This window comes from Pseudomonas sp. AC242, assembly GCF_979258655.1.
Genome location: NZ_OZ409873.1, coordinates 5,936,712 through 5,960,874 on the forward strand (window position 1 = coordinate 5,936,712; position 24,163 = coordinate 5,960,874).

Genomic DNA, 24,163 nt, shown 5'->3' on the forward strand with positions numbered 1-24,163 from the left:
TCGATGAGGGTCTACCCATGAGCAATGCCGCACTCGCAGTAAAACCCGCTGTCCACGCGCTGGAAATCCACCCGGTAGCCGGTCGTATCGGCGCCGAGATCCGTGGCGTGCATTTGTCCGGTGAACTGGACGCCGCCACCGTCGAAGCCATTCAACAGGCACTGGTTCAGTACAAAGTCGTGTTCTTCCGCGAACAGACCCAGCTCGACGATCAGCGTCAGGAAGCCTTCGCCCATCTGCTCGGCGAACCCGTAGCGCACCCGACTGTGCCGTCGCGTGAAGGCACGCGTTATCTGCTCGAACTGGACGGCGCTGAAGGCCAGCGCGCCAACTCCTGGCACACCGACGTGACCTTCGTCGACGCCTACCCGAAAGCCTCGATCCTGCGCTCGGTCGTCGCGCCGGCCTTCGGTGGCGACACCCTGTGGGCCAACACCGCGACGGCGTACAACGGCTTACCGACCGAGCTGCGTGAGCTGGCCGACAAACTGGTCGCCGTGCACAGCAACGAATACGACTACGCCAGCGCCAAGCCGGACGTCTCGGCGGAGAAGCTTGAGCGTTATCGCAAGGTCTTCACTTCCACCGTTTACGAGACCGAACACCCGGTGGTGCGCGTGCACCCGATCAGCGGCGAGAAGAGCTTGTTGCTGGGGCATTTCGTCAAACGTATCAAGGGTTATTCGCAGGCTGATTCGGCGCATTTGTTCGGGCTTTTGCAGAGCCATGTGATCCGCCAGGAAAACACCGTGCGCTGGCGCTGGAAGGCCGGTGATGTGGCGATCTGGGATAACCGTTCGACGCAGCATTACGCGATTGATGATTACGGCACTCAGGATCGGGTGGTGCGTCGGGTGACGCTCAAGGGTGAAGTGCCGGTGGGCGCGAATGGGCAACGCAGTCAAACCATCAAAGGTCGTGACTGAAGATCAACAGCCCCTCATCGGAACGCCGCCCGCCCAGCCCTCTCCCAGAGGGAGAGGGAGTCGACCGAGTTGTCTCCCGCTATGCATCGACCTGAAAGATCTTTATCGATTATGGATTCGGTGAAGCGCGATCAGGTCGGTGTATCTCTGCGATATTTCCCGCTCAGTCTCCTTTCCCTCTGGGAGAGGGAGTCGACCGAGTTGTCTCGCGTTAGAACCGACCTGAAAGACCTTATCGATTATGGATTCGGTGAAGCACGATCAGGTCGGTATACCTCTGAAATATCCCCCATTCAGTCCCCTCTCCCTCTGGGAGAGGGTTAGGGTGAGGGGCTCTTCCCACTACCAAACACCAATCTGAACAACCTTCTCGCTCTCCGGCTCACCATAACGAAACCGCTGCCCCCGCCAATCAATCTCCTGATGGCTGATGGTCGTGCGCCGCTTCAACCCCCGCACCCATTCAAACAAATACCCCGCATGCTCCTCGCGCACCGCCGCGAACACCGGGTCATCCCCCAAATCACGCAGTTCCTGCGGATCATTGAGCAGATCAAACAACTGCGGTCGAAAGCCGTCGTACGCCAGGTATTTCCAGCGCTCGCTACGCACCATGGTCATCCGGCAACGATCGATCGGCTGACCCAAACGCTCCCGCGCCGGCGCCTGGAAGGCGTAGTCGTATTCACTGATCGCATAGTGGCGCCAGTCCGGGTTTTCGCCGTGTAGAAGCGGGATCAACGAACGCCCTTCAAGCCGATGCTCCGCCCCCGGCAATCCTAGTGCCTCAAGGAATGTCGGCAACGCATCAATGGTTTCCGCCAGTCGATCATCCACCGTTCCGCGCGTGACATCCGCCGCCGCCCGAGGATCGCGCACGATCAACGGCACCCCCACCGCCTGCTCCAGCAAAAACTCCTTCTCGCCCAACCAGTGATCGCCCAGAAAGTCGCCGTGATCGCTGGTGAACACGATCAACGTGTCATCCCAACAACCGCTGCTCTGCAGAAAATCGAACAGCCGGCCGAGTTGATCATCCACCTGCTTGATCAGGCCCATGTACGTAGGGATTACAGTCAATCGTACTGAATCGCGGGAGAAGTTGAGGCTTTCCTCATGCTGGCGAAAGGCAGTGTATACGGGGTGTTTGCTGGCTTCGGAGGGCGTCGCGCGTATCGCTTCGAGAATCGATTTCGTACTGTACAAGGCGTGGTACGGCGCTGGTACGATGTAGGGCCAGTGCGGTTTGATATAGGAAAGGTGTAAACACCACGATTTCTCGCCTTGCTCGGTGATGAAGTCGATGGCTCGATTTGTAGTGTAGACAGTCTCTGAGTGTTGCTCGGGTATTCGTGCTGGCAAATTCGCATGACGCATTTTCCAGCCGCTGAGGATTTCGCCGTTTTCGCCTTCGGCGGCATTGGCCCAGTCGTGCCAGGGGTTTTTGCCGTCGAAGCCGTGTTCACGCAGGTAATGGGTGTAGGGCGCGGATTCGCGTTTGTCGTCGAACAACGGATCGTCGGGATAGATGCCGTCGTGGCGCATGTAGGGTTCGAAACCGACTTCGTTGAGGATTTCGGCTTGCTCGCTCTCGGGGTTGATCGCCAGACGCTGCAAGGCATCGACATTCGCCGTCGCGTGGGTCTTGCCGACCAGGGCGGTACGAATGCCGTGAGGGCGCAGATAGTCGCCGATGGTCAGTTCTTCCAAAGGCAACGGCACGGCGTTCCACGCCACCTGATGGCTGCTGACGTAGCGCCCGGTATAAGCCGACATCCGCGACGGGCCGCAGATCGTGCCTTGGGTGTAGGCGCGGCTGAAACGCACGCCGGCAGCGGCGAGGCGATCGATGTTTGGCGTGTGCAAATGCGGATGGCCGTAGCAGGACAGGTAATCGCGGCGCAGTTGGTCGCACATGATGTACAGCACGTTGCGCACGGGGTTTGGCGGGGTGGGCATGGGGTTCACCGGTCAATGGGACAGGCGAGGGTTTTCGCTTTCGCCGGGGGTGTTCGGCAAGTGCATTTGGGGAATGGGTTTTATGCAGGAAATGCATCGGTGCCTGCACTGACGCCATCGCTGGCTTGCCAGCGATAGCGGTAAATCAGACAGCGAGATTCTGTAGCGAGCAAACCTCCTCATCCTGCTGATCAATCGCCTTGATCTGCTCAATCATCGCCTCGGCCAACGGCGACAACCGATACCCCGCCCGGCTGACGATCCCGTAACGGGTGTACAACTCCTCAAGATCATCGGCCAACCCTTCGATGCGCAAACACATCAACTCTCCCTTGGCTTGATGCAGCGCATCGGAATATGCCCCGACAATCCCGATCGCATCCGAACGCAGCACCACACTGAGCAAACTGGAGCTGTTTTCACATTCGACATTCGGCGTGAAATCCGGCCGCCCACTGAGGTCGACAATGACCTTGCGCAGGTTCGGCGGACGAATACTTACCGCCAGCGGATAGCTCATCAATTGCTCGGCGGTGACCCGATCAAACCCGGCCAATGGATGCCCCGCGCGGCAACAGAAATGCCACTTGCGCGGTCGCAGCCGGTAGGTCAGGTAATCCGGATCGGCCTCGAAGTGCCGAGTGTCAGCGACAAAGAATTCAAACTCTTCGCTGAGTAATCGCTTGCTCAGGCTCTGCCAGTCATCGACCTGAAACTGCACCCGCGCTTTCGGATAGCGCCCGATGAAGCTGCCAATCGCCCGTGGAATCAAACCTGCCGCCGGCGCAGGCCCACATCCGAAGCGCAATTCCCCGGCCTCCAGCCCATTGAACTGGCTGATCTCGTTGGCCATCTGCTGCGCGCCGCTGACCAGCCGCCGCGCATGTTCGAGCAAGACCTGACCTTGTTTGGTCGGTGGCAATTCCTTGCGCCCGCGATCAACCAACTGACAGCCGACGCTGTGCTCAAGCGCCTGAATGCTGCGGCTGAACGCCGACTGCGACAGGTTCACCGCCTGCGCGCCGGCGACGAAGCTGCGTTGTTCAGCCAAGGCGATGAAGTGACGAAGTTGGCGCAAGTCGATATGCATTTTTCACATAAAAAATATCCGGGAAATGCATTGGATATGCATTACGTCGACTCCTTATAAAGGCAATCTCTTATGCAGTAAATCTTTGTAAAAACATAAATAAATAACCTAAAAGAATATACAGCGTTGAAGATGTCTGTGTGTTTTTTGACCAGGAGCCGCGCCATGAGTCCGTTGAACCTTGCGTCACCCTTAACGCCACGACGGCTCAAACGCCTGCCTCTGGCCCTGTTGCTGGCAGGGAGCGCGAGCTGGACTCACGGCTACGCCGCCGATGCTGAAACCCCGGCACCAGTGCCGGCCGGCAAGCCTGCCGCAAACAATTCGCAACTGGAAACCGTGACCGTCACCACCCGCCGCCGCGAGGAAAGTTCGCAAGATGTACCAACGCCGATGAGCGTGGTCAGCGGGCAGAATCTGGAGACGCAACGGGTCTACCGGATTCAGGATTTGCAGCAACTGGTGCCCAGCGTCAACGTCGCCTACATGCATGCGCGGCAGTCCAGCGTATCGATCCGCGGCCTGGGTAATAACCCGGCCAGTGATGGCCTGGAAGGCAGCGTCGGCCTGTACATCGACAACGTCTATCTGGGCCGCCCGGGGATGGCGGTGTTTGACTTGATGGACATCGAACAGCTTGAAGTCTTGCGGGGGCCGCAGGGCACGCTGTTCGGCAAAAACACCACCGCCGGGGTGATCAACATCAGCACCCGCGCGCCAACCTTCACGCCTGAGCGCAGCATCGAAACCTCGGTCGGCGAGGACGGGTATTTCCAGACCAAGGGCACGATTTCCGGCCCGCTCGACGATCAACTGGCCGGGCGTTTTTCGGCCTATCGCACGCGCAGTGACGGCGACATCAAAAACGAATACGACGGCCATGATTTGAATGGCGGCTCGCGCGAGGGCTTCCGCGCGCAACTGCTGTTCAAGCCCAATGAAGATTTCAACCTGCGCTGGATCGGCGACTACAACGAAGAGGATTCCAGCGCCGGCACCCGCGTGTTGTACAACACCGGGCCGACCATCAACGGCGTCAACCTGTACCAATCGCGCGCCAACGCCGCCGGGGCAACACTGGTCAACGGCTCGCACCGCAAGGTCAATCTGGACAACGATCAGCATGTCACCGTGCATCAGGGCGGCACCTCGGTGGAAGCCAACTGGACGCTGCCGAGTGACTTCACGCTGACCTCGATCAGCTCCTATCGCTTCTGGAATTTCACCCCGCGCAACGACGACGGCCTCAACGTGCCGGCGAGTTACAACGCCGGGGTGTCGGTGGAGGACAAACAGTATTCGCAGGAATTTCGCCTGGCCTCGCCCAAGGGCGAGTTCTTTGATTACGTCGTCGGCGCTTACTACTTCGGCTCGGATCTGGACAATAAATCCTTCGCCTATTACGGACCGCAAGCGGATATCTGGAATGGTACGGCGCCCGGTGCGCTGGCCAACGTCACCAGTGTCGGCAACGGCCATATCAAGACCGACAGCTTTGCACTGTTCGCCCAAGGCACCTGGCACCTTACCGAGCGGCTGGATTTCACCGCCGGGGTGCGTGGCACTTATGAAGAAAAATCCGCCTGGGTCACGCGCGATGCGCCGCTGGGTGGCGCGACCGTAACGGGCGCTGCGGCCACGGCGCGACGCGGTCGTGCCGGCGCTTACGATTCCGGCGACTTGAATCAGTACAGCTCCAGTCCCTCCGGGCTGCTCAATCTTAGCTACCGGATCACCGACGATGTGCTCGGCTACGCCACGCTGTCCCACGGCGAGAAATCCGGCGGGGTTAACCTCGCGGTCGGTTCCGCTCCGGTGGCCGGCGCCGATTCACTGCTGATCGGCACCGAACGCGCGAACAACGCCGAACTCGGTTTCAAAAGCACGCTGTGGGATCACCGTCTGCAACTCAACGCCAACGTTTTCTGGACGCAGGTCAACGCTTACCAGACGAACGCCTACGACGCCGAAAACCGCGTGCAATACCTGACCAACGCTGGTTCCGTGCGTTCGCGCGGTGTCGAGTTCGAAAGCACGGTGATCCCGCTGCGCGGCCTGACCTTGAACATCAACGGCTCCTACAACGACGTCAGCTACCTCTCGTACAAAGATGCCCCATGCCCGCCGGAAGTCAGTCAGGCGCCGGGTGCTCCAGCGTCTTGCGACCTCAGCGGCCATCAAGTGGTCGGCGCTTCGAAATGGATCGGCAACGCCAACGGCGAATACAAATGGAATCTGGATAACGGCTTCGAACCTTACGTCACCGCCAGCTACGCGTTCCGCTCGAAAGCGGTCGGTACGGTCGAGGATTCCGACTACGGGCAGATCCCGAGTTACGCCGTGGTCAACTTTTCCACCGGCCTGCGCGGCGACTTCAACCAAGGCCAGTGGGACGTGTCGCTGTGGCTGAAAAACGCTTTCGACAAAACCTATTACACAACCCTGTGGACGGGCGGCAACGGCGGCTATGAAGGCCTGCTCGGCACACCGCGCACGCTGGGCGTCACCGGTCGCTACGACTTCTGATTCGTCACTCAAGGAGCTGCATCATGTTGCGTATCAAAACCGCTTTGCCGGTGTTGCTGTCCGGCGCAGTGCTCAGTGCTGGCGCCTTCGCCGCACCGAGTGTTTACCCGACCGGCGTGACCCGTTATGACCCGAACAAGGCCTTCAATCAGTACGTGATTTTCAGCGGCGCCGACAAACAGACGCACCTGATCGATATGAACGGCAACGAGGTGAAAACCTGGCCACAGGCAGGTTTCCCGTCAGCGATCATCGACCCGAAACTGGTCGGCGGCGAGCGCGGTCACGTGCTGCTGCAACTGAGTGAAAAGGATCCCGGAAAGCTCGGTTCGGCCGGCAACGGTCTGGGCAATCAGAGCGTCGGCGAGCTGGACTGGAATGGCAAAGTCGTTTGGCAGTGGGGCGACAAGGCGCCCGGTGGCGCGGCTCAGCAGCACCATGATCAGCGTCGTTTGAGCAACGGCAACACCGTGGTGCTGGCGAACAAGGTGCACAAGGTCAAAGGCTTCAAAGTGCCCGAGGTGATCGACGATGCGATCTATGAAGTCAGCCCCGAAGGCGCGGTGAAATGGCAGTGGCTGGCCTCGGAGCATCTCAATGAATTCGGCTTCACCGCCGAGCAGTTGAAGCTGGTGCGTGCCAGCGAAAATCCGGATTACCTGCACATCAACAACCTCAGTCTGGTGGGGCCGAACAAGTGGTTCGATGCCGGTGACAAGCGCTTCAATCCGGATAACCTGTTGATCGACTCACGCAATGCCAACTTCATCGCGATCATTGATAAAAGCAGCGGCAAAGTGGTCTGGCGTCTCGGACCGAATTTGCCGCTGATCAACCCGAAAACCGCGCAGAAACTGCCGCGTCCTGTGGATCAGTTTGTCGGTCAGCATGATGCACACATAATCCCGGCGGGATTGCCTGGTGCCGGTAACTTGCTGGTGTTCGACAACCAGGGTTCGGCGGGTTATCCCAATGTCACTCTTGGGCTGATTTCCGGTTCGCGGGTGTTGGAAATCGTCCCGGTGAAAAACCAGATCGTCTGGCAATACAGCGCAGCCAATTCGAAGCAACCGGGGTGGGCGTTCTACAGTTCGTTTATCAGCAGTGCTCGGCGCTTGCCCAATGGCAACACGTTGATCGACGAGGGCATGAACGGGCGGTTTTTCCAGGTGACGGCCAACGGTGAGAACGTCTGGGAATACGTCAGCCCGTATCTGGGCAAAGCGCCGGGCAGCGATGCGATCAGCAACTGGGTCTATCGGGCGTTACCTGTGAGTTATGACTGGGTGCCAGCGGGTACGCCACGCTCGGAGACGGCGGTTAATGTACCGGTTGTCAACGTGCAGCAAGCCAATGCCAGTCGTTAGTTGAATTGGAATTAGTGCTCGAACGAACGGCGATAAGTTATGAGCGAGTTGAAGGGTGCTTATTGCAATTTCGTTAGTCACTCGCGTGGACAATAGTTGAATGTCCAACCATCCTGACTGTCGTGAGTTTCCAGGAGGAAACTTGCTCTCATCGGAAGACACTTATCCCAACGATAAAGGAAATCGAATCATGTCGAGCATTAATGGCACTTATGTAAACGCCAACGCTGGCGCCAAACTGACGATTACCGATGGCAACGACGCCAACGGTACATTCAGCGGCACGTTCAGCCAGGGCGGCGTTAACTATGACGTCAGCTACGGGCATTACCATTTCCAGAACAGCACCGGACAACCTACCACCATCACGTTTGTCGGTCTGAATGGTAATAGCGGATTTCAAGCGTGGTCATTGTTTTCTCCTGATCACAATTACGCAAAAGTGCGCGCGGCCGGTTCCCGTACTAACTTTGACGGTGAAGTAGTGACCCTTGCAGGGGAATTCGTCAAACAATAATCCACGCGTAATCGATAAAGGCCGCCGCACGAAAGTGTGCCGGCCTTTTTTGTTGTTCCGGGAAAAAATAATAATCAACTATCTACTTGGTATTAGTTGTCCTGCAAACCGGCTCAGGCGAATTTGATGCGTTGAATGAATACTTTCAATGCCTGAAAAGCATGCGTTTTTTCACCCATCGCTGCAGCCCGCGTGGCACGTGGCTTTGGCGGAATTGATCAATTCTTATATTCCATAAGGACCTATGTATAACGTTAAAGATTACTTTCGGAGATAAGCGACAAGCCCAATGATTCACCCATCGATCCACCGTGGGGGATTCAACAAACGGTCGATCGGCAGTTTTTGTAGAGAACGCAAAAAGACCGCAGGGAGTGAATCAATGGGCAATGTCCAGACCGCCGCCAGCGCAGAGGAATTGCTGTGGCGTCAGACGCCGGGTGGCGAGTTGGTCGATCTCGGCCGGCCGCATCGTGTGCCGCTGGGGCAGTTGCGTTTGCAGCGTGCGCCCAAGGGCATTCTGAGTCGGCGCGAAACTATTCTGCTTGGCGTGCTCGCGTTGGTGGTGCATGGCGCGGTGATCTACTGGATCAGCCAGAAGCCGACGCCGGTGCTGCCGATTGTGCCGCCGGAAATTCCGCCGATGACCATCGAATTCTCGCGCCCGGCGCCGCCAGCGCCACCGGTTGTCGAGCCACCGCCGCCCGCGCCTGTGGTTGAGCCACCACCGCCAGTGGAAGACGAACTGGCGGTAAAACCGCCGCCGCCCAAACCGGTTCCGAAACCCAAACCGGTGGTTAAACAGGCACCCAAACCAGCACCGAAAGCGGTCGAGCAACCACCGGCGCCGCCACAACCGGCAGCCCCGGTTGCAGCGCCAGCGCCACCTGCTCCCCCCGCGCCGGCACCGGTAACCCCGGCCTCAGCCAACGCCGCTTACCTGAAAAACCCGGCGCCGGAATACCCGTCGCTGGCTCAGCGTCGCGGCTGGGAAGGCACGGTGTTGCTGCGTGTGCATGTGCTGGCCAGCGGCAAGCCGGGTGAGATCCAGATAGCCAAAAGCAGCGGCCGGCAGCAGCTCGACGACGCGGCGCTGAACGCCGTGAAGCGTTGGAGTTTCGTCCCGGCCAAGCAGGGTGATGTCGCCCAGGACGGCTGGGTCAGCGTGCCCATCGATTTCAAGATTCATTAAACCGAAACCAAATTCGCGCGAAACGTTTACACGAGGAATACATCATGACGTTACTGGCATCTCCACTGGAATCCATCGAAAGCGCGGTGATCTGGCTGCTGGTGGTTTTTTCCGTCGCCACTTGGGGCCTGGCATTGCTCAAGGCTTGGCAATTCGGGCGTCTGAAGGCGCAGGACCGGCGTTTTCATAAACGCTTCTGGGCGGCGTCCAGTCTCGATTCCGCCGCTGAATTGAGCGAAACCCAACCCGGCGCTGCGGCGCGGGTGGCGCAGGCCGGTTACGCGGCGATTCAGGTGGGCGAGGGGCCACAGGCCAATGATTTGAGCCAGGCGATCAACCATCAGGATCGCCTCGAGCGCGCACTGCGTCAGCAAATTGTCCGCGAACGCCGTTCGCTGGAAACAGGCCTGGCAGTGGTCGCCAGTATTGGCAGTACGTCGCCGTTCATTGGTTTGTTCGGCACGGTGTGGGGAATCATGGAAGCGTTGAAAGGCATCAGCGCGGCCGGTTCGGCGAGCCTGGAAACGGTGGCCGGGCCGATCGGTGCGGCACTGGTCGCCACGGGTGTGGGGATCGCCGTCGCGGTGCCAGCGGTGCTGGTTTACAACTACTTTTTGCGTCGGTTGAAACTGACGGCGGCGGATTTGGATGACTTCGCCCACGACTTCTACAGCCTGGCGCAGAAGAGTGCGTTCCGCGTATTGATCCACCCGACTGCGCACAAGGTCGCAGCAACCGGCAACGCAGCAAAAGTGAAGGAGGCGTCCTGATATGGCTTTCTCCACGCAAGACAGTGATGAGGTGCTCAGCGAGATCAACGTGACGCCGCTGGTGGACGTGATGCTGGTGCTGCTGGTGGTGTTTATCGTCACCGCGCCGCTGCTGACCAACGCGATCCCGATCAACCTGCCGAAGACCGAAGCGGTGGCGCCGGTCGAGCAGAAGGACCCGCTGGTGGTGAGTATCGACGGCGCCGGCAAGCTGTTTATCAACAAGGATGAGATTCAGCCGGACTTGCTGGAATTCAACCTCAAGTCAGCCAAGGGCAAGGACCCGGAAGTGCGCGTGCAGTTGCAGGCCGATGACGGGGTGAACTACGGCGAAGTGGCGCGGGCGATGGCTTCGATTGAACGAGCGGGGATTACCAAGTTGTCGGTGATTACTGCGCGGTGACAGATTCAACGTTTTTCCGGGGCCGTCTCCTTGGCAGGGTGCGGCCCTTTTTTTATTTCTGGCATTAGAAGCAGAACCCTCACCCTAGCCCTCTCCCAGAGGGAGAGGGGACTGATCGGGGGTGTTCTCACGAGTTACGCCGACATGAAAAATCCAGTCGAACTCCGGATTTGAAAGGCCAGGAGATCGGCTCCCTTTCCCCTCGCCCCCATGGAGGAGAGGGTTGGGGTGAGGGGGAAAAGATTTCATGCCATGCACACGTCGCATATTCAATTCAGGTCTTAATAAATAGCTTCTTATTCCTTAACGAATATAAATCCCCTCCCTATACTCGTCCAGGAACAGACACGACGCAGGAGAGCTCCCCATGCGCAACGAATCAATCCGCTACCTGATTGTGCCGGGCTGGCAAGGATCGCCAGAAGATCATTGGCAAAGCCACTGGCAAAACAGCCTGCCGAACAGCGCGCGGGTCGAGCAGGCCGATTGGCTGACGCCGCGTCGTGAAGACTGGGTGGCGGCACTGGCCGAGGCGATTGCAGCCGACAGCACGCCGGTCATTCTTATCGCCCACAGCCTCGGCTGCATCACCGTTGCCCATTGGGCAGCCACGGCGCCGCTGCAATACCTGCGTCAGGTACGCGGTGCCTTGCTGGTCGCGCCAGCGGACGTCGAGCGTCCGGCCTGCGCGCCGGCGCTGCGCAACTTCGCACCGATTCCGACGGATCTGCTGCCGTTCCCGAGCCAGGTGGTCAGCTCCGATAACGATGCTGCCGTCAGTGCACCGCGAGCGCTTGAACTGGCGCGCAACTGGGGCGCCGAAGCGGGGATTCTTGCTGGCGCCGGACACATCAACGTCAAGTCCGGGCATCAGCGTTGGGAGCAGGGTTTTGCCTATCTCTATCGCCTGCAAAACCGCTTGGAACACCACGCCCGCCGCCGCGCCTGATTTTATTTCTTTCAACGCCCCCGTCTCCCGGCGGTTTTGGGCGGGAGTCTGCCATGAGTTTCGAAACGTTCGGTCAGCCGTTGCTGACCTTTCCCGATGCAGAAAAAAGCCCCCTGAGCATTCGCGCCAAAGCGCTGGTGTTTGTCGATCCGCGCTCGCGTCAGTTGCGCGAAGAGCTTGAGCAATTGGCGCCACGATCGGTCTCGGTGTTGATACGTGGCGAGACCGGTACCGGCAAGGAGCTACTCGCCCGGCACATCCATCGCGCCAGCGATCGTAGTGGTCTGTTCGTCTCTGTCAATTGCGGCGCCATCAGCCCGACCTACGCCGATGCAGAACTGTTTGGCTATGCCGCCGGCACCTACAGCGGTTCGGCGAGCAGTCGCGCGGGCTGGTTCGGTTCGGCCAATGGCGGCACCTTGTACCTGGATGAAATCGGCGACTTGCCGCTGCCGATCCAGATCAAACTACTGGCAGCGCTGGAAAACCACGAAGTCACCCGTGTCGGAGCGCATCAGCCGAGCCCGGTGGATGTGCGCCTGGTCGCGGCGACCAGCATCGATCTGGCGCAAGCGGTGGACGCCGGAAAATTTCATGAGCGCCTTTATCACTATTTGAGCGAAGGGCAACTGGAGTTGCCCGCCTTGCGCGCGCGCATCGGCGACATTCTTTCGCTGGCCGAGTATTTCCTTGGCATCTATAGCCAGCGTCTGGACTTGCCGGTGCCATTGATCAGCGAAGCGGCGCAGCATGTGCTCGAACAACACAGTTGGCCGGGCAACACTCGAGAGCTGGAAAACGTCATTCATTTTGCCTTGCTGGTGAGCACGGGCGACGAAATTCTGCCGGAGCACCTGAATCTGCCCGAGGTGTCTGGGCCGCAGCTTCAGATCGAACGGCTGGTTGCACAAATCAACATCGGCGGTAGCGTCGATGAGCGTAAGGCCTTGAAAGATTTGCTGATTCGTTTGAGTGAGGGTTTGTAACCGTTTCGTTCAACATGAACAAAATGGAATATGAAGCTGAATAAACGTTATTGTCCGGGAATAAAAAATCCCGGTATTGTCCGACCCACGCCAGCGATATCACTTCACTGGCACACGTATTAATGCCGTCGTCGATGACGACCGTGATTTTCGATAAGGACACTGCATGAAAAAGGTTCTGTTGTTTACCGCATTGGCGGCTGCTCTGACTGCTTCCCTGGCCAATGCCGGCGAGAAACTGGTGGTTGCTGCGACCCCGGTGCCGCACGCTGAAATCCTTGAACTGATCAAACCGACCCTGGCCAAAGAAGGCGTGGATCTGGAAATCAAAGTGTTCACCGACTACGTTCAGCCGAACGTACAGGTTGGCGAGAAGCGTCTGGACGCCAACTACTTCCAGACCCTGCCGTATCTGAACAGCTTCAACCAGGGTAAATACAAGGACGACAAGTCCAAGTACCTGGTGACTGTGCAGGGCGTGCACGTTGAACCGTTCGGTGGTTACTCGAGCAAGTACAAGACCCTGGCTGAACTGCCGGACGGCGCGACCATCGCCATCCCGAACGAAGGCAGCAACAGCGGTCGTGCGCTGATCCTGCTGCAGAAGGCTGGCCTGATCGAATTGAAAGACCCGAAAAACGCGCTGGCAACGCCGAAAGACATCGCCAAGAACCCGCACAATTTCAAGTTCAAGGAACTGGAATCGGCCCTGCTGCCACGCGTTCTGAAGGAAGTTGATCTGGACATGATCAACACCAACTACGCCCTCGAAGCCAAGCTGAACCCGCAGAAAGATGCGCTGGTGATTGAAGGCGCTGACTCGCCATACGTGAACTTCCTGGTGGCCCGTGAGGACAACAAGAACAGCGACGCGATCCAGAAACTGGCCAAAGCCCTGACCAGCCCGGAAGTCAAAGCGTTCATCGAGAAGAAGTACAACGGCGCGGTACTGCCGGCGTTCTGATCTGACGCTGGAACCACCCCCTTCAAGGTGTGAAAACGCCGATGGCCAGCGATGGTCATCGGCGTTTTTGTATGTACGCAATTTTTCGGCCGGTGATTTTGATCGTTCCCACGCTCTGCGTGGGAATGCCTCAATGGACGCTCCGCGTCCGCTTTTGGCAGGGACGCGGAGCGTCCCGGGCTGCATGCCCACGCGGAGCGTGGGAACGATCGGTACAGGCTTCAGGCAACCTGAGCCTTCAACGCCCGCCTCAACGCCACCAACAATTTCACAATCTCCTGCGGATCCAGTCGCTGCGGCACTTTTACGTCCATGTTCTCTTCCTTGTTATGAGTTTGGCCGGGTGAGTCTGGCCAAAAGCTGTTCGTCCTTGGAGGGCTTTCGTGAAAAAAAGATCCGTCCTACAGCGCAAAGAAAAATAGCCTTCTTATTCCTTCCCGGCAAACCCACAAGATAGTTTTTTGGGTGATATCAATATGCTTTAACGGTATTTAAATTCTTGTTTTTATATCTATAAAGTCGGTGTCTGCCGGACAGCCACCCGCTGTCCATGGAGTGCACCACCGTCGCTTACCGAGCGGCGTCCAGGACGTTTCATGACCTTTGATTACGCATTTATCCTCAGCACCCTGCCGGCGTTTCTCAAAGCCGTGGGCGTGACGCTGCAGGTCGGATTCATCGCCATCGGCACCTCGCTGTTGGTGGCGCTGCTCAACTCGACGATTCTGGTGTTCCGCACGCCATACCTGCAAAAACTGGTCGGCCTGTATGTGGAGCTGGCGCGTAACACACCGCTGTTGATCCAGTTGTTCTTCGTTTACTTCGCCTTGCCGGCGCTGGGGATCAAAGTCTCCGGCTTCACCGCCGCGATTATCACCATGACCTTTCTCGGTGGCGCCTATCTCACCGAAGTATTGCGTGCGGGCGTCGATGCGGTGCCGCAGGCGCAACTGGAATCAGGGCGCTCGATCGGCCTGTCCCACGGTCAGTTGCTGCGCTACGTGATCCTGCCGCAAGCGGGGATTCTCAGCCTGCCGTCGCTGTTCGCCAATTTCATTTTCCTGCTCAAGGAAACCACCGTGGTCTCGGCGGTGGCGGTGCCGGAAATCCTCTACACCACCAAGAGCTACATCGCGCTCTATTACAAAACCTACGAAATGCTCGCCGTGCTGACGCTGATCTGCGTGCTGCTGTTCTTGCCGCTGTCGCTGTTGCTCAGCCGTCTGGAAAGGAGGCTCCAGCATGGCCAGTTCGGGTCTTGAGTTGCTCTGGGTGTCGTTGCCGCAATTGGCCAAAGGCGCCGGGCAAACCCTGTCGATCTCGTTTCTGAGCATCGCCATCAGCACCGTTGGCGGCGTGCTCTACGGTGTGCTGCGAACGCTCAACGTGACGTGGCTGAACGCGATCCTGCGGGTGTATCTGGAGCTGTTCCGGGCGATCCCGGTGCTGGTCTGGCTGTATCTATTGTTCTTCGGTCTGCCGATTTTCTTTGGTCTGAGCATTCCGAGTTTCTGGTGCGCGGTGCTGGTGCTGTCGCTGTGGGGCGCCAGCGAGGTCGGCGAAGTGGCGCGCGGTGCGCTGCATTCGTTACCGCGCGGGCAACGCGAAGCGGGGCTGTCGATCGGTCTGAACGCCGCACAACTTTATGGCTATGTGCTGCTGCCGCAAGCACTGAAGCGCATGACGCCGCCGACCATCAACGTCTACACGCGGATCATCAAGACCAGCTCGCTGGCGGTGTTGATCGGTGTGGTTGACGTGATCAAGGTCGGCCAGCAGATCATCGAGCGCACTTACGAATCGGTGCTGATCTACGGCGCGTTGTTCCTGTTTTTCTTTTTCATCTGCTACCCGCTGTCAGCCGCCTCGCGCGTGCTGGAGCGGCGCTGGACGCAAGCATGAGCGCATTGATCGAGTTTCACGGCTTCAACAAATTCTATGGCGAGCAGCAGGTGCTTAACGGCATTGATCTGCAGGTGCAGAGCGGCGAAGTGATCGTCATTCTCGGCCCCAGCGGCTGCGGCAAAAGCACCTTGCTGCGTTGCCTCAACGGTCTGGAAGAGGCTCACAGCGGCAGCCTGAAATTTCTAGGCCGCGAGTTGCTGGGCAAGTCCACTGACTGGCGCGAGATCCGTCAGCAGATCGGCATGGTGTTCCAGAGTTATCACCTGTTCCCGCACATGAGCGTGCTCGACAATCTGCTGCTCGGCCCGCTCAAGGTGCAGAAGCGCCAGCGCCGCGAGGCGCAGCAGCAAGCCGAAGCGCTGCTCGAACGCGTGGGCCTGGCGGACAAGCGCGATGCTTTCCCGCGTCAGCTCTCCGGCGGCCAGCAGCAACGCATCGCCATTGTCCGTTCGCTGTGCATGAACCCGCGCGTAATGCTCTTCGACGAAGTCACCGCTGCCCTCGACCCGGAAATGGTCAAGGAAGTTTTGCAGGTCATTCAGGGCCTGGCCCGCGAAGGCATGACCCTGTTGATCGTCACCCATGAAATGGCCTTCGCCCGCGCGGTGGCCGACCGCATCGTGTTCATGGATGCCGGGCGCATCCTTGAACAGAACCCGCCCGAGATTTTCTTTACGAACCCGCAAACCGCACGCGCGCAGCAGTTTCTGGAGAAGTTCTCCTTCGTGGCAACACTGCCAAAAACGAATCCGACAAAGGAACTGGAACTGTTATGAAAACTGCCGCTTTTTTACTGCCCCTACTGAGCCTCGCCTTACTTGCCGGTTGCAGCAAAACCGAAGAACCGCCAAAGCCGAAGGTTGCCAGCGAAAGCTCCGCGCCGGCCGGTTACCTGGACAAGATCAAGGCTCGCGACAAACTGATCGTTGGCGTCTTTACCGACAAGCCGCCATTCGGTTTTGTCGATGAGGCCGGGCGCTACGTCGGCTTCGATACCGACATCGGCCGTCGTTTCGCCAAGGATCTGCTCGGCGATGAAAACAAGGTCGAGTTCGTTGCAGTCGAGCCGGCGAGCCGTATTCCATTCCTGCAAAGCGACAAGGTCGACCTGATCCTCGCCAACATGACCGTAACCCCGGAGCGCAAGGAAGCGGTGGAATTCACCAACCCGAACCTCAAGGTTGCGGTGCAGGCGCTGGTGCCGCAGAGCAGCTCGGTGAAAAACCTTGATGACCTGGCGTCCCGCACCACCATCGTCACCACCGGCACCACTGCCGATATCTGGCTGACCAAGAATCACCCGGACTGGAAACTGCTGAAGTTCGAGAAAAACTCCGAGTCGCTGCAGGCCCTGGCCAATGGTCGAGGCGATGCTTATGCACAGGACAATCTGGTGTTGTTCAGCTGGGCCAAGCAGAACCCGGGTTATCGTGTGCTGGATGACAAATTGGGTGCAGAAGCGCCGATTGCGCCGGCGGTGAAGAAGGGCAATATCGAGTTGCGTGACTGGGTGAATACTGAGCTGAGCAAGCTGGGTGAGGAGAAGTATCTGCTCAAGCTGTACGACCAATATGTGCGTAAAGAGCTGAGCGATGACACCAAGCCTGAGAGCGTGATTGTCGAGGGTGGCAAGTGGCAGGGGTGATTGCCCGCTGAGTCTGTGGTGAGGCCTGCCCCTCACCCCAGCCCTCTCCCGAGGGAGAGGGAGCCGACCGAGGTGTCCTGCATTAGACATCGACCTGAAAAGCCGAGTCGATTATGGATTCACAACAGCATTTTCAGGTCGGCGTAATTCCCGAACATCCGCGGTCAGGCCCTCTCCCTGTAGAGAGGGAGCCGATCTCTGGGCTTTTCAAAAACCTGCGTTCAACTCGAGACTTACATGTCGGCGTAACTAGAAAGAACAACTCGGTCAGTCCCCTCTCCCTCTGGGAGAGGGTTAGGGTGAGGGGCTTTTGCCTGAATCACTCAATCCGGCCAATGCCACGCCGGCTCATCCAGCACTCGCTGCCCGACAATCCCGGTCTGCCCCAGGGTTTTCTCCAGCACGATGCAATTGCACTCAGGGTCTTCCTGCAACGCCGAAATCAACCGCCGCGCATGCGACACCACCCACACCTGACACTGCTCCGACGCGCGAATGATCAGCCGCGCCAGCGCTGGCAACAGATCCGGGTGCAAACTGGTTTCCGGTTCGTTCAATACCATCAGCGTCGGCGGTCTCGGCGTCAGCAGCGCGGCGACCAGCAGCAGATAGCGCAACGTCCCGTCCGACAGTTCCGCCGCCGATAACGGCCGCAACAAGCCTTCCTGATAAAACTCGATGGCAAACCGTCCGCCGGCCTGCGCTTCGATATGCACCCGTGCGCCAGGAAACGCATCGGTAATCGCCGCACGCATGGCGTCGCCATCACCAATCTCGATGATGGTCTGCAACGCCGCCGCCAGATCACGCCCATCGTGATGCAGCACCGGCGTGCGTGTGCCCAATTGCGGCTGGCGCACCGGTGCATCGGCATCGCTGCGAAAGTGATCGTAAAAGCGCCAGCGACGAATGAACTCACGCATCTGGAACACTTCCGGTGAGCTGCGCAGGCTGCCGACCTGATCGAACAGACTGTCAAAGTTCGGCGTGTGTTGCGCCAGTACATCCCATTGGCGCTCGGCGCGTGCGCGGATCATCGGGCCGTCAAGATCCACCAGCAGGCTGGCGGGACGGTAAAGCGCGCCGGCCCAGATGCATTCGCGCTTGATCTGCGGGTCGAGGCTGAAGCGCGAGGGGATCGGCCGCGAATGTTCGGGCAACATGAAGTGCCCGTTAGAGTCGGGCAGCCCGAGGCTGATCGAATAACTGAAGTCTTCTCCGGCAAACCCCAGGCGCAGCCGCTTCACACCCTGACGCACCGTCGACTGAATGGGCACTTCGCCGTTGCGCATACGCCGGCTGATGGTTTCCGGCCCGGCCCAGAAGGTCGACTCCAGTCCACCCTCACGGGCCAGCGCATTGACCACCCCGCCCTGAGCGGTTTCCGCCAACAGGCGCAAGGCTCGGTAGAGATTGGACTTGCCGCTGCCGTTGGGGCCGGTGATCAGGTTCAGGCGGCCGAGCGGGATCACCAGTTTGTTGATCGAACGGTAATTGGCCACCGCGAGAGTATTGAGCTTGGAATTCCTTCTCTTCAGGGGCCTATTGTAGGAGCTGCCGGAGGAAATATGGGGGACGAACGGGCGAACGTTGAACCCTGTTCTAAGCTCACAGTCGTATCGTCACTTGCACGTTCGTACACAGGAAGGAGTCTGCATGGCGAGTCCCGGTTTGAAAACAGCGGTCATGCTGAGTCTGTTCACCTTGATGACCGCATGCGGCGAGAAAAAAGCCCCTGAGGAATACCTGCCACGGGTCTTTGTACAAGAGGTCAAACCCACGGATTACGCGGCTTCGGTGACATTGACCGGTGACGTGCAGGCGCGCGTGCAGACTGAATTGTCGTTCCGCGTCGGCGGCAAGATCATCCAGCGCATGGTCGACGTCGGCGACCGGGTCACCGCCAAACAGGTGCTTGCCAAACTCGATCCCAAGGATTTGCAGACCAACGTCGACTCCGCCCAGGCTCAGGTAGTCGCCGAACAAGCCCGGGTGAAACAGAGTGCCGCGGCGTTCGTACGCCAGCAAAAACTCCTGCCCAAGGGCTACACCAGCCAGAGCGAATACGATTCCGCCCAAGCGGCGCTGCGCAGCAGCCAGAGCGCCTTGAGCGCGGCGCAGGCGCAATTGGCCAACGCTAAGGATCAGCTCAGCTACACCGCGTTAATTGCCGATGCGCCGGGCGTGATTACCGAGCGCCAAGCAGAAGTCGGCCAAGTGGTGCAGGCCACGGCGCCGATTTTTTCGCTGGCCCGCGACGGCGACCGTGACGCGGTGTTCAACGTCTACGAATCGCTGCTGGCCGAGCGTCCTGCGGATCCCTCGATCGTCGTCAGCCTGCTCGATAACCCTGCCATCAAAACCACCGGTACGGTGCGTGAAATCACCCCGGCGGTGTCGGCGCAGTCCGGCACGGTGCAAGTCAAAGTCAGCCTCGACAGCTTGCCACAAGGGATGCAGCTGGGCTCGGTGGTCAGCGCCACGGCCAAGGGCAGCGGCAAGTCGGCAGTCGAATTGCCATGGTCGGCGCTGACCAAAAACATCAGTGATCCGGCGGTGTGGATGGTCGACGATAAAGGTGAAGCGCAGTTGCACAACGTGACCGTCGGCCGCTACCTGATCGGCAAGGTCATCATCAGCGAAGGCCTCAAGGGCGGGGAAAAAGTCATCGTCGCCGGTGGGCAGTTGTTGCATCCCGGCATGAAAGTCGAAATCGCTGAAAACACCTACAAGGATCTGCAACCGGGAGCACAGCCATGAAGCGTCTGGGGCTGTTATCCGTGGGTGTGTTGCTGGCGGCCTGCTCGAAAAGCGAGCCACCTCCGGAGCCGGTACGTCCGGTGTTATCGGTCAAGGTTCAAGCGCTGAGCGAGGAAAGCCTCGGGCGTTTCGCCGGCAGCATCCAGGCGCGTTATGAAAGCAACACCGGTTTCCGCGTCGGTGGCCGCATCGCCAGCCGCAACGTCGATGTCGGAACCGAAGTGCAAAAGGGCACGCTGCTCGCCACCCTCGATCCGTCTGATCAGCAGAACCAATTGCGTTCGGCCCAGGGCGACCTGGCCAAGGTTCAGGCGCAACTGATCAATGCCCAGGCCAATGCCCGCCGTCAGCAGGCGCTGTTCGATCGTGGCGTCGGGGCGCAGGCACAACTGGACATTGCCACCACGGACTTGAAAACCACCCAGGCCTCGCTGGACCAGGCACGGGCGGCGGTCAATCAAAGCAAGGACCAGCTCGGCTACACCGAACTGCGTTCCGACCATAAAGCCGTGGTCACCGCGTGGAACGCTGAAGCCGGGCAAGTGGTGACGGCGGGCCAGCAGGTCGTGACCCTGGCGCAACCGGACATCAAGGAAGCGGTGATCGATCTGCCGGACACCCTGGTCGATCAGATTCCCTCCGACGTGGTGTTTCTGGTGGCCGGGCAACTCGACCCGAGCATCAACACCACGGCAACCCTTCGCGAGATCGAACCGCAGGCGCAAAGCGCCACGCGTACTCGTCGCGCACGCCTGACGCTGGCTGAGACACCGGACGGTTTCCGCCTCGGCACGGCGATCAGCGTGACCCTCAGTTCGGCGATCAAACCGCGCATCGAATTGCCGGCTACCGCTTTGCAGGAGGTCGACGGCAAACCACGGATCTGGGTCATCGACACCCAGAGCAAAACCGTCAGCCCTCGCGACGTCAGCGTGATCAGCCGCACCGACAGCAGCGTAGTGCTCGCGGGCGGCGTGAAGAATGGCGAGCGCGTGGTCAGCGCGGGCGTCAACAGCCTCAAACCCGGACAATCGGTAAAACTTGACGAGGACAGTCAATGAAAGGCTCTTTCAACCTCTCCGAATGGGCCCTCAAGCATCAGTCATTCGTCTGGTACCTGATGTTCGTCGCATTGCTGATGGGCGTGTTCTCGTACTTCAATCTGGGCCGCGAAGAAGACCCGTCGTTCACCATCAAGACCATGGTGATCCAGACCAAATGGCCGGGCGCGACCCAGGAGGAAACCCTTGCGCAGGTCACCGATCGCATCGAGAAAAAACTCGAAGAACTCGACTCCCTCGACTACGTGAAAAGTTACACGCGCCCCGGCGAATCGACGGTGTACGTGTACCTGCGCGACACCACCAGCGCCAAGGACATCCCGGAAATCTGGTACCAGGTGCGCAAGAAGATCGACGACATTCGCGGGCAGTTCCCCAAAGGTATTCAAGGGCCCGGGTTCAACGACGAGTTCGGTGATGTGTTCGGCTCGGTCTACGCCTTCACCGCCGATGGCCTGACCATGCGCCAGTTACGCGATTACGTGGAACAGGCGCGGGCCGAGATCCGCAATGTACCGGGGCTGGGCAAGATCGAAATGATCGGCCAGCAGGACGAAGTGATTTATCTGAACTTCTCTACCCGCAAACTCGCGGCGTTGGGTATCGATCAGCGTCAGGTCGTGCAGAGCCTGCAATCGCAGAACGCCGTGACCCCGGCCGGTGTGATCGAGGCCGGCCCTGAGCGGATTTCCGTGCGCACTTCGGGGCAGTTCGCCTCGGAAAAGGATCTGGCCGAGGTCAATCTCAAACTCAACGACCGTTTCTATCGCCTGGCTGACATCGCCGACATCACTCGCGGTTACACCGATCCGGCTACCCCGGAATTCCGCTTCGACGGCAAACCGGCCATCGGTCTGGCGATTGCCATGCAGAAGGGCGGCAACGTTCAGGAGTTTGGCAAGGCGTTGCACCAGCGCATCGATGAACTGACTGCAGACTTGCCGGTTGGCGTGGGTGTGCACACCGTGTCCGATCAGGCGGTGGTGGTGGAAGAAGCGGTCGGTGGCTTTACCAGTGCCCTGTTCGAGGCGGTGATCATCGTGCTGGTGGTCAGCTTCATCAGCCTCGGCGTGCGCGCCGGCCTGGTGGTGGCGTGCTCGATTCCGCTGGTGCTGGCGATGGTGTTTGTGTTCATGGAATACAGTGGCATCACCATGCAGCGGATTTCTCTCGGCGCACTGATCATCGCTCTCGGCCTGCTCGTCGACGACGCGATGATCACCGTGGAGATGATGGTCACGCGCCTGGAAATGGGCGAGACCAAGGAGCAAGCCGCGACGTTCGCCTACACCTCGACGGCATTCCCGATGCTCACCGGTACACTGGTGACCGTCGCCGGTTTCGTGCCCATCGGCCTCAACGCCAGTTCCGCCGGTGAGTACACCTACACGCTGTTTGCGGTGATTGCCGTGGCCATGATTGTGTCGTGGATTGTCGCGGTGTTCTTCGCTCCGGTGATCGGCGTGCACATTCTCAGCGCCAACGTGAAACCCCATGAAGCCGAGCCTGGCCGCGTCGGGCGTGCGTTCAATGGCGGCCTGTTGTGGGCGATGCGCAATCGCTGGTGGGCGATCGGGATCACCGTACTGCTGTTTGTTCTGTCGATTTTTTGCATGCGCTTTGTACAGAACCAGTTTTTCCCGGCGTCGGACCGCCCGGAAATTCTCGTCGACCTCAACCTGCCGCAAAACGCCTCGATCGACGAAACCCGCAAGGCTGTCGACAAGCTCGAAGCGACGCTCAAAGGGGATCCGGACATCGTGCGTTGGAGTACTTACATCGGTCAGGGCGCGATCCGTTTCTATCTGCCGCTCGACCAGCAATTGCAAAACCCGTACTACGCGCAACTGGTGATCGTCAGCAAAGACTTCGAGGCCCGTGAGGCACTCAGTCAGCGTCTGCGCGAGCGCTTGCACAAAGACTTCGTCGGCATCGGCAGTTACGTCCAGGCGCTGGAAATGGGCCCGCCGGTGGGGCGTCCGATCCAGTACCGGGTCAGCGGCAAGGACATCGATCAAGTGCGCAAACACGCCATCGACCTCGCCACCGAGCTGGACAAGAACCCGCACATCGGCGAGATCATTTACGACTGGAACGAGCCGGGCAAAGTCCTGCGCATCGACATCGCGCAGGACAAGGCGCGGCAGCTCGGGTTGTCCTCCGAAGACGTGGCGAACCTGATGAACAGCATCGTCAGCGGCGCGCCTTTGACCCAGGTCAACGACGACATCTATCTGATCAATGTGGTCGGCCGGGCGGTGAATTCGGAGCGCGGTACGCCGGAAACCCTGCAGAATCTGCAGATCGTTACGCCCAACGGCACATCGATTCCGTTACTGGCGTTCGCCACTGTGCGCTATGAGCTGGAACAGCCGCTGGTGTGGCGTCGCGACCGTTTGCCGACCATCACCATCAAGGCTTCGGTGCGCGACGAGATCCAGCCGACCGATCTGGTGAAAATCCTCAAGCCGTCGATTGATGCCTTCGCTGACAAATTGCCGGTCGGCTACAAGGTCGCCACCGGCGGTACGGTCGAGGAAAGCGGCAAGGCGCAGGGGCCGATTGCCAAGGTCTTGCCGTTGATGCTGTTTTTGATGGCGACCTTTCTGATGATCCAGTTGCACAGCGTGCAGAAGATGTTCCTGGTGGCGAGTGTCGCGCCGCTGGGGCTGATCGGCGTGGTCCTGGCGCTGGTGCCGACCGGTACGCCGATGGGCTTTGTGGCGATTCTGGGGATTCTCGCGCTGATCGGCATCATCATCCGTAACTCGGTGATTCTGGTGACGCAGATCGATGAGTTCGAGAAGAAGGGCTATGCACCGTGGGATGCGGTGGTGGAGGCGACTGAGCATCGGCGTCGGCCGATCCTGTTGACCGCGGCAGCGGCGAGCATGGGCATGATCCCGATTGCCCGGGAAGTGTTCTGGGGACCGATGGCGTACGCGATGATCGGCGGGATTGTGGTGGCGACGTTGCTGACGCTGCTGTTCCTGCCGGCGCTGTATGTGGCCTGGTACAAGATTCGCGAGCCGAAGAAGGACGCTTCGTCATCGACCCGCTGAGTGCGTTTGTTACACCTTTGGGAAAGGTCTGACTTACAACTGTGATGCCTTGCGTTACCGTCCTTCCTCCATTTGGAGGAG

Annotated in this window: 20 protein-coding genes; 17 read left to right on the forward strand and 3 right to left on the reverse strand. The window is 59.2% G+C overall.

Annotated features, from left to right (window positions below; translation table 11 throughout):
- Positions 1-17 precede the first annotated feature (17 nt).
- Positions 18-926: a TauD/TfdA dioxygenase family protein gene (locus ACZZ0A_RS26750; RefSeq protein WP_095113908.1), complete on the forward strand. Its 909-nt coding sequence runs from the start codon at positions 18-20 to the stop codon at positions 924-926.
- A gap of 342 nt (positions 927-1,268) precedes the next feature.
- Here the strand turns inward: ACZZ0A_RS26750 and ACZZ0A_RS26755 are convergent, their stop codons facing one another.
- Both ACZZ0A_RS26755 and ACZZ0A_RS26760 read right to left on the reverse strand, forming a co-directional pair.
- Complete coding sequence (locus ACZZ0A_RS26755; protein WP_463543946.1) at positions 1,269-2,885, reverse strand: alkaline phosphatase family protein; 1,617 nt, start codon at positions 2,883-2,885, stop codon at positions 1,269-1,271.
- Positions 2,886-3,030: 145 nt separating this feature from the next.
- On the reverse strand, positions 3,031-3,975 hold the full coding sequence (locus ACZZ0A_RS26760; RefSeq protein ID WP_123375650.1) for a LysR family transcriptional regulator: 945 nt from the start codon (positions 3,973-3,975) through the stop codon (positions 3,031-3,033).
- Between the two features lie 165 nt (positions 3,976-4,140).
- On the opposite strand from ACZZ0A_RS26760, the gene ACZZ0A_RS26765 reads away from it, so the two are divergent.
- From ACZZ0A_RS26765 to ACZZ0A_RS26825, 13 genes are all read left to right on the forward strand, one after another.
- Complete coding sequence (locus tag ACZZ0A_RS26765) at positions 4,141-6,501, forward strand: TonB-dependent receptor (RefSeq protein ID WP_463543947.1); 2,361 nt, start codon at positions 4,141-4,143, stop codon at positions 6,499-6,501.
- Between the two features lie 23 nt (positions 6,502-6,524).
- Complete coding sequence (locus ACZZ0A_RS26770; RefSeq protein ID WP_463543948.1) at positions 6,525-7,868, forward strand: aryl-sulfate sulfotransferase; 1,344 nt, start codon at positions 6,525-6,527, stop codon at positions 7,866-7,868.
- Positions 7,869-8,058: 190 nt separating this feature from the next.
- Positions 8,059-8,385, forward strand: coding sequence for a hypothetical protein (locus tag ACZZ0A_RS26775; RefSeq protein ID WP_007919145.1), 327 nt, complete (start codon positions 8,059-8,061; stop codon positions 8,383-8,385).
- Positions 8,386-8,767: 382 nt separating this feature from the next.
- The gene (locus ACZZ0A_RS26780) at positions 8,768-9,577 is read left to right on the forward strand and encodes an energy transducer TonB (RefSeq protein WP_007919146.1); all 810 of its coding nucleotides are present in this window, start codon (positions 8,768-8,770) and stop codon (positions 9,575-9,577) included.
- Positions 9,578-9,621: 44 nt separating this feature from the next.
- A complete protein-coding gene (locus ACZZ0A_RS26785; RefSeq protein ID WP_123375647.1) occupies positions 9,622-10,347 on the forward strand; it encodes a MotA/TolQ/ExbB proton channel family protein in 726 nt (241 codons plus the stop codon).
- 1 nt (position 10,348) lies between these two features.
- Positions 10,349-10,750 carry an ExbD/TolR family protein gene (locus ACZZ0A_RS26790; protein WP_463543949.1) on the forward strand — a complete coding sequence of 134 codons (402 nt, stop codon included), beginning with the start codon at positions 10,349-10,351 and terminating at the stop codon, positions 10,748-10,750.
- A 367-nt stretch (positions 10,751-11,117) separates the two neighbouring features.
- Positions 11,118-11,699 (forward strand): alpha/beta hydrolase, encoded by a 582-nt coding sequence (locus tag ACZZ0A_RS26795; protein WP_007918704.1) that lies wholly within the window; start codon positions 11,118-11,120, stop codon positions 11,697-11,699.
- A 53-nt stretch (positions 11,700-11,752) separates the two neighbouring features.
- Complete coding sequence (locus ACZZ0A_RS26800) at positions 11,753-12,685, forward strand: sigma 54-interacting transcriptional regulator (protein ID WP_007950263.1); 933 nt, start codon at positions 11,753-11,755, stop codon at positions 12,683-12,685.
- Between the two features lie 166 nt (positions 12,686-12,851).
- Positions 12,852-13,649: a MetQ/NlpA family ABC transporter substrate-binding protein gene (locus ACZZ0A_RS26805; RefSeq protein ID WP_007918708.1), complete on the forward strand. Its 798-nt coding sequence runs from the start codon at positions 12,852-12,854 to the stop codon at positions 13,647-13,649.
- A 596-nt stretch (positions 13,650-14,245) separates the two neighbouring features.
- Complete coding sequence (locus tag ACZZ0A_RS26810) at positions 14,246-14,911, forward strand: amino acid ABC transporter permease (protein WP_463543950.1); 666 nt, start codon at positions 14,246-14,248, stop codon at positions 14,909-14,911.
- Positions 14,892-15,551: an amino acid ABC transporter permease gene (locus tag ACZZ0A_RS26815; RefSeq protein ID WP_007918714.1), complete on the forward strand. Its 660-nt coding sequence runs from the start codon at positions 14,892-14,894 to the stop codon at positions 15,549-15,551. The genes ACZZ0A_RS26810 and ACZZ0A_RS26815 overlap by 20 nt, the downstream gene beginning before the upstream one ends.
- Complete coding sequence (locus ACZZ0A_RS26820; RefSeq protein WP_007918716.1) at positions 15,548-16,330, forward strand: amino acid ABC transporter ATP-binding protein; 783 nt, start codon at positions 15,548-15,550, stop codon at positions 16,328-16,330. Before ACZZ0A_RS26815 ends, ACZZ0A_RS26820 begins: the two co-directional genes overlap by 4 nt.
- Positions 16,327-17,199: a transporter substrate-binding domain-containing protein gene (locus tag ACZZ0A_RS26825; RefSeq protein WP_007918717.1), complete on the forward strand. Its 873-nt coding sequence runs from the start codon at positions 16,327-16,329 to the stop codon at positions 17,197-17,199. The genes ACZZ0A_RS26820 and ACZZ0A_RS26825 overlap by 4 nt, the downstream gene beginning before the upstream one ends.
- Before the next feature lie 323 nt (positions 17,200-17,522).
- Here the strand turns inward: ACZZ0A_RS26825 and ACZZ0A_RS26830 are convergent, their stop codons facing one another.
- Positions 17,523-18,737, reverse strand: coding sequence for an AAA family ATPase (locus ACZZ0A_RS26830; protein ID WP_463544114.1), 1,215 nt, complete (start codon positions 18,735-18,737; stop codon positions 17,523-17,525).
- Positions 18,738-18,855: 118 nt separating this feature from the next.
- Here ACZZ0A_RS26830 and ACZZ0A_RS26835 point away from each other — a divergent pair, with 118 nt between their 5' ends.
- The 3 genes from ACZZ0A_RS26835 to ACZZ0A_RS26845 are packed head-to-tail and all read left to right on the forward strand — an operon-like array spanning position 18,856 to position 24,082.
- Positions 18,856-19,959, forward strand: coding sequence for an efflux RND transporter periplasmic adaptor subunit (locus tag ACZZ0A_RS26835; RefSeq protein WP_463543951.1), 1,104 nt, complete (start codon positions 18,856-18,858; stop codon positions 19,957-19,959).
- Complete coding sequence (locus tag ACZZ0A_RS26840; protein ID WP_095113919.1) at positions 19,956-21,020, forward strand: efflux RND transporter periplasmic adaptor subunit; 1,065 nt, start codon at positions 19,956-19,958, stop codon at positions 21,018-21,020. Before ACZZ0A_RS26835 ends, ACZZ0A_RS26840 begins: the two co-directional genes overlap by 4 nt.
- Positions 21,017-24,082 (forward strand): efflux RND transporter permease subunit, encoded by a 3,066-nt coding sequence (locus tag ACZZ0A_RS26845; protein WP_007918721.1) that lies wholly within the window; start codon positions 21,017-21,019, stop codon positions 24,080-24,082. The genes ACZZ0A_RS26840 and ACZZ0A_RS26845 overlap by 4 nt, the downstream gene beginning before the upstream one ends.
- Positions 24,083-24,163 lie beyond the last annotated feature (81 nt).